Here is a 5,042-nt window from a genome sequence, read left to right on the forward strand (position 1 = left end):
CCGAAGTAGGCGAGATGAACACGCGGGCCACCACCCGCAACTCGTCCCACCCCGGGGCGGCGCTACCCCGACACCCGTCGGAGTACGCCGCCCCGCCCCCGTCCTCGGCCGCTCAACGCGCGGATGCGGAGCAGCTCCCGGCGGTCTACTGGGGCCTCGCTGCGGCGAGCGGGGCCGTCATGCTCTGCGGCCCCCAAAGAGCCGAGACTCATACTGATACGCCCGGACGGCCTTGTGGTTTGGGTCGGAAAGAACCAGGCGGAGTTGCTCGACGCCCTGCCCCGGTGGTTCGGCGCCGCGACCAGAGCATGATGAGGTGTCGATTCCTCACCCCGATGAGCCGGTGAGGAGTCGGCCGTCCGCCCGCCGCACGAGAACAGGCAGGTGTCATGAAGTGTGCCGAGGTCGTGGAACTGGTGACCGAGTTCCTCGACGGTTCCATGGGCGAGCCGACCGAGCTGCGTTGTCTCGTGCACCTGGCGCGGTGCGAGGGCTGCGAGACGTATCTCGACCAGTTCCGGCAGACCGTCGAGGCTGTGGGCGCGCTGCCCGGCCCGAACTTGCCCTCCGTGGCACGCGATCAACTCCTCGGGGCGTTCCGCAGCTTGCCGCGCGACTGACGTCCGCGGCGGCCGGCTGTGAAGGTTCCTGCTGAGAGATGAACGAACGCACCCCGCGGATGTCCGCCCTTGTGCCGCTGCCCTAGGCTGGCGCTTCCAGTTGACGTCCGGCAAGGAGAGATGAATGGCGGGCCCACGCGAACTGCCCCCGGACGAGGTCCTGGTGCAGCGCCTCCGCGCCGGTGACGAGGAGACGTTCGCCTTGGTCCTCGACTCCTGGTCGGGCGGCATGCTCCGGCTCGCCATGTCGTTCGTTTCGTCCAAGGACTCCGCCGAGGAGGCCGTCCAGGACACTTGGCTGGCGGTCATCAGGGGCATCAACGGCTTCGAGGGCCGCGCGTCCCTGAAGACGTGGGTGTACCGGATTCTCGTCAATACCGCCAAGGCGCGCGGCACGAAGGAGAGCAGGATCGTCCCCTTCTCCAGCCTGCTGCCGGAGGAGGAGGGGCCGACGGTCGACGTCGAGCGCTTCCGCGCCCCCGGCGAGCGGCATGCCGGGCACTGGGTCGCCGGGCAGGAACCGCGTCCCTGGCACATCCCCGAGGACCACGTGCTGCGCGCTGAGGTCCGCGAGGTGATCGCGGGGGCGATAGACGAGCTCCCGCCCCGCCTCCGTACCGTGGTCACCCTGCGCGACGTTGCCGGGTACGGATCCGACGAGGTGTGCTCGATCCTTGAGATCTCGCCGGGGAACCAGCGTGTCCTCCTCCATCGGGGCAGGGCCCTGCTGCGCCGTAAGCTGGAGTCGTACTTGTTCGGTGCTCATGGCGTCGCGGGCGGGAGGGGACACGCGTGAACTGCAACGACTTCGTGGAGCTGGTGACCGAGTTCCTCGACGGCGCGTTGTCCGAAGCGGACGAGCGGCGCTTCATCGAGCACCTGGCGGAGTGCTCCGGGTGCGAGAACTACCTCGACCAGTTCCGTCAGACGATCGCCACCACGGGCGAACTGACCCCGGACGGCATCTCGTCGGACGCCAGGCAGAGCCTCCTCTCCGCCTTCCGGGACTGGCAGCGGGACGTGTAACGCTCGTGCGGCGTGCCCGCTCTGAACGTGCATGACTCTGCTCAGAAGACTCTTGTTCGGCGTCGTCGCCGCGCTGCCCGGTGGCGTCGTCGTTGCGCTCGCGACGAACGTGCCGTGGATCCAGTGGGCCGGGCACACGGTAGTGCTGGGAGCCGTGCTCGGCCTCCTCTTCGGCGAGCACCGGCAGAGCAACGGCTCGGCCATCTCCGTCGGTCTGCTCATCGGCCTGATCGACTGGGTGACCTGGCCCCTCACCCTCGCCCCCGTTCTTGAGGGGGACACGCCGTCGTGGTCGATCGCGGTGGCCGTGGCGCGCTTCCCCGAGCTCGTCGGCGCTGCCCTGTTCGGCGCGATCTCCGGGCTCGTGTTCCACGCCCTGTCGACCTGGCTCCCGCCGCGCCCGGCACCCCAGCGGGCCAAACCCCATGTGGTGATCGTCGGTGGTGGCTTCGGCGGGGTCGGGGCCGCGCGCGAACTGGACCGGCGGATCGGCCGTGGGCTCAACGCCCATGTGACGCTGATCAGCAACTCGAACTTCCTGCTCTTCACCCCGCTCCTCGTCGGCGTCGCCTCCAGCACGGTGGAGGCCAGGCACGTCAGCGCCCCGGTGCGTGTCGGGCTCGACCACGCCTCCTTCCTGCACGGGCGGGTGGCTTCCATCGACACGCAGGCGCGCAGCGCGTACGTCTCCGTCGGCAAGGAGGGGATGCTCCGCGTCCCGTACGACCATCTGGTCCTCGCGGTCGGCGGGGTGCCGCACTTCTTCGACCTGCCGGGAGTGGGCGAGCATGCCTTCCCGATGAAGTCCGTGGAGGATGCGACGGCGCTGCGCAGCCAGGTCCTGGGCGCGCTGGAGCGGGCCGACCTTGAGTCGGACCCGGCCGAGCAGAACCGGTTGTTGACGTTCGTGGTGGCGGGCGGTGGATTCGCCGGTACGGAGCTGGTGGCTGAACTCTTCGACCTCGTCCATGACGTGCTGCACCTCTACCCGCGCCTGCACGGGCTGCGGCCCAGGTTTGTGATCGTGCATGCGGGAGAGCGGCTGCTGCCGGAACTGTCACCTGAGCTCGGCCTCTACGCGCAACGCAAACTCGGCGGGCGGGGCATCGAGTTCCGTCTCGGCGCGCGGGTGAGCAGGGCCACCGCCGAGGACGTCACGCTGAGCTCCGGCGAGACCGTCCCCACCCGGACCCTGGCTTGGACGGCGGGCAACCGGCCGAACCCGCTGGTGCGGCAGGTGACACAGGGGGCCGAGGGGCCGGTCGCGGTGGATGCCACCTTGCGGGTCCCCGGTACACCCGGGCTGTGGGCGCTGGGTGACTGCGCGCGGATCCCCGACCCAGCGGGCGGCTTCCACCCGCCGACCGCGCAGCACGCGATCCGCGAGGGCAGGGCGTTGGCGCGGAACATCGCCGCGGTCCTAGGTGGTCGCCGTCCCGTCCCGTTCCGCTTCGGCGGGCTCGGCGTGCTCGTCTCCCTGGGGCACCGTACGGCCGCCGGCGAGATCGGCGGGCGTCGGGTCTCCGGGTTCCTCGCCTGGGTCCTGTGGCGAGGGGTCTATCTGAGCAAGCTGCCCGGTGTGGAGAAGCGCCTGCGGGTCCTCGCCGACTGGACCCTCGACCTCGTCTTCCCCAGGGACATCGCCCTCTCGACCACCTCGACCGATCCGACTGTTTCGAAGAAGGAGGACCGTCATGCGTAACGCCGGATTCGGAGCCCTGGCCGGCCTCGCGGGAGGACTGGTCTTCGGCGGGGTGATGGTGCGGATCGGATTCCTGGCTTTCTGCTGCTGGGCGCCGGTGCGGCCCTGCTCACCGGCTGGCTGGGGGGCCTGTCGCGGGCGGTGTTCTCGGACGACGTACGGCAGACGCTGGACGGACGCCTGTCCGGTGGTCGGGTGATCTCGGTCTGGCACGGCGTCATCGCCGGCCTGGCCGGAGGCGCGATCTTCACCGGGGTCATGGTCGCCGTGGCCTTCCTGCCGACCGTCGCCACCCTGGTCGGCTCGGAGTCCGGGGCCGTGGGTCTCGTCATCCATCTGCTGATCTCGCAGGTCGTAGGCGTCACGTACGCGGTCCTCTTCCGCCGACGCAGTTTCGACCCGGCCTCGGGAATCGGCTGGGGAGTGTCGTACGGCTTCCTCTGGTGGATCCTGGGCAATCTGACGCTGCTTCCCGTACTGCTCGGCGAGGCACCCCGGTGGGGCGCCGCCGCGCTGGCCGAGTCCTTTCCCTCGCTCGTCGGCCACCTCGCCTACGGCGCCGTACTCGGCCTGGTGTACCAGCGGTTGGAGGAACGGGTCGGTCCGTGGCACCAGTCCCGCAGCGAGGCGGCCGCGGCACGGGCGGCGGCGCGTCACGAGCAGACGCTGAGCGCGGCGCCCGCGCTGTGGAGCCTGACCGCGTGCGTGGCGCTGCTCATCCCGATCCTGGTGTCGTAGGGGCTGTTGGTCCGGGAGGATCCGGACAGGGGGGGGGGGGGCGGGGGGGTGGGGGGGGGGGGGTGGGGGGGGTCGTTCCCGCACCCCGGAGGCGGGGGGGCCCACTCCCCCCCCGCTCCTCGGCCTTTCGACGCGACCCGACTTCGTCAGGCGCGCTGCTTCAGCTCGGCCGCGCCGAAGGAGACGCTGAAGCGCTCGCACCAGATGGTCACCGTGGAGAACTTGTTCAGGTCGGTGCCGACGGGGATCGCGTAGTTCTGGTTGCCCTCGTTGCCCTTGAGGTCGCCGAGGTCGATGTGCTTGCCGTCGTCGAGGTTGCCGCCGCCGTCCTGGTTGACCGGCTGGTCGCTGAGCCACACGTGCAGGGCCGGGCCGTCGGAGGTGCGCAGGTTCGTCAGGCGCAGGGTGGCCTTCCCGTCGGCGAGCTGCTGGATCTCGACCGAGCCGCTGGTCTCGTGCTCGTGCGAGATGAACGCCCCGTTCGCCACCTGCGTGACCGTGCCCGGCTGCTGGCCGGCGGCCGCGGGAGGCGCCTCGTCCACACGGTCCGTGGTGAACAGCTTCCAGGGCTGGAAGAGGTACAGCCCGACGGCTGCCACGACGACGACGGCGGCGGTGGTGGTGATCCAGAGGGCGTTGCGGCGCTTGCTACGGCACATGAGGGTTTCCGTTTCTTCTCGAATGTTCGTGGGTGCGGAGGCGGCATCGGGAACTGCCTCGGCGCCCTGGGCACTGGGCATTCAGAGACAGAAAGAGCGGCGAACGTTACGGATGACCGTCCGCCGCTCCAGTCCGTCTACGACTTTCAGCAGTTCTCGGCGGGGTGCGCCTGCTCAGTAGCGGGGTGCGCCTGCTCAGCACGGGTGGCCGGGGAGCTCGTGGCTGCGGGCGCGGCCGCGCGGGCGCGGCGCAGCTCGTCGGCCTCGTCGCGGACGGCGTCGAGCCGGACTTCGAGC

Annotated in this window: 7 protein-coding genes; 6 read left to right on the forward strand and 1 reads right to left on the reverse strand. The window is 70.4% G+C overall.

What is annotated here, in order from left to right; all coding sequences use genetic code 11:
- Nucleotides 1-123: 123 nt before the first annotated feature.
- The 6 genes from ACFVZW_RS36720 to ACFVZW_RS36745 all read left to right on the forward strand — a co-directional run bounded on the left by ACFVZW_RS36720 (nucleotide 124) and on the right by ACFVZW_RS36745 (nucleotide 4,086).
- Nucleotides 124-312 carry a hypothetical protein gene (locus ACFVZW_RS36720; RefSeq protein WP_384530895.1) on the forward strand — a complete coding sequence of 63 codons (189 nt, stop codon included), beginning with the start codon at nucleotides 124-126 and terminating at the stop codon, nucleotides 310-312.
- Between the two features lie 77 nt (nucleotides 313-389).
- Nucleotides 390-620: an anti-sigma factor family protein gene (locus ACFVZW_RS36725; protein WP_384530897.1), complete on the forward strand. Its 231-nt coding sequence runs from the start codon at nucleotides 390-392 to the stop codon at nucleotides 618-620.
- Between the two features lie 124 nt (nucleotides 621-744).
- Nucleotides 745-1,416, forward strand: coding sequence for an RNA polymerase sigma factor (locus ACFVZW_RS36730; RefSeq protein WP_384530899.1), 672 nt, complete (start codon nucleotides 745-747; stop codon nucleotides 1,414-1,416).
- Nucleotides 1,413-1,646: an anti-sigma factor family protein gene (locus ACFVZW_RS36735; protein WP_384530901.1), complete on the forward strand. Its 234-nt coding sequence runs from the start codon at nucleotides 1,413-1,415 to the stop codon at nucleotides 1,644-1,646. Before ACFVZW_RS36730 ends, ACFVZW_RS36735 begins: the two co-directional genes overlap by 4 nt.
- A gap of 31 nt (nucleotides 1,647-1,677) precedes the next feature.
- The gene (locus ACFVZW_RS36740) at nucleotides 1,678-3,348 is read left to right on the forward strand and encodes an NAD(P)/FAD-dependent oxidoreductase (RefSeq protein ID WP_384530903.1); all 1,671 of its coding nucleotides are present in this window, start codon (nucleotides 1,678-1,680) and stop codon (nucleotides 3,346-3,348) included.
- Nucleotides 3,349-3,489: 141 nt separating this feature from the next.
- A complete protein-coding gene (locus ACFVZW_RS36745) occupies nucleotides 3,490-4,086 on the forward strand; it encodes a DUF6789 family protein (RefSeq protein WP_384530905.1) in 597 nt (198 codons plus the stop codon).
- 146 nt (nucleotides 4,087-4,232) lie between these two features.
- Here ACFVZW_RS36745 and ACFVZW_RS36750 read toward each other — a convergent pair whose 3' ends face one another.
- Nucleotides 4,233-4,745, reverse strand: a complete 513-nt coding sequence (locus ACFVZW_RS36750; RefSeq protein ID WP_384530907.1) for a DM13 domain-containing protein — start codon at nucleotides 4,743-4,745, stop codon at nucleotides 4,233-4,235.
- Between the last annotated feature and the right edge of the window lie 297 nt (nucleotides 4,746-5,042).

The sequence above is a fragment of the Streptomyces sp. NPDC059567 genome, from assembly GCF_042735655.1.
GTDB lineage: Bacteria > Actinomycetota > Actinomycetes > Streptomycetales > Streptomycetaceae > Streptomyces.